This is a genomic window from Psychrobacter glacincola (genome assembly GCF_965118485.1).
GTDB lineage: Bacteria > Pseudomonadota > Gammaproteobacteria > Pseudomonadales > Moraxellaceae > Psychrobacter > Psychrobacter glacincola_D.
The window spans coordinates 1-661 of record NZ_CBCPJH010000093.1 but is presented as its reverse complement, the minus strand read 5'-3'; the positions used below and the strand labels follow the sequence as shown (position 1 = coordinate 661).

Genomic DNA, 661 nt, shown 5'->3' with positions numbered 1-661 from the left:
CCTCTAAAGTGGCTTTAAGGGCCTCTGAGTAGGTTTTACGCTGGGTTGTTGGTAAGGAGTTAACATCACGCAACGCAAGTTTGAATTGCTGACAGGTTTTATCCAAGGTATCTGCTAGATGTTCTCTAGCAGCTTTTCTAGCCTCAGCTGGGCAGTTATCCTGATTGATGTAATCCATTAATTCTTCTATATAGCTGAACGATGACATGGTGTCCCGAGTCATTCTGCCAACCTCTCCTGCGCTACCGCCCAGCTCGTCGATGTTACTGGTATTCAATGCCGCTCGTTTTTGATCGAGATTGTCTCTAAAATCTGTAAAATGCTTGATAAGCGCTAGATACTGCTCACGTTCAGCGTTAGGATCACGCAACAGCTTAATAATGGCTTTGTTGTTTTCAACCAGCGTGTGATCAAAACGTTTGGCCACTTGGCGTAAGTGCGCGGTAAATTCCACCGCTTTATCGTGGTCCTCAATACCATGGCGCTGTGCAAACTCGCTAAGTAGTGCCACTTGACGCTGATCAAATTTATCAGGGGCGTCAGCCGCGGTTTCTCCTTGCGCCCATCTGATGGCCATCGCCTCACGATGACGTTGTATTAAGCGCATGGCTAGGTGTAGCTTCATACGTTCAACATACTCAAAGATTCTCTCATCTTTGTG

1 protein-coding gene is annotated in these 661 nt (G+C 46.6%); it reads right to left on the bottom strand.

Annotated features, from left to right (window positions below; genetic code table 11):
• Nucleotides 1-625 (bottom strand): hypothetical protein (locus ACMHKH_RS14685; RefSeq protein WP_413521358.1); only part of this gene is annotated, 625 nt, incomplete at its 3' end.
• Nucleotides 626-661: the final 36 nt, after the last annotated feature.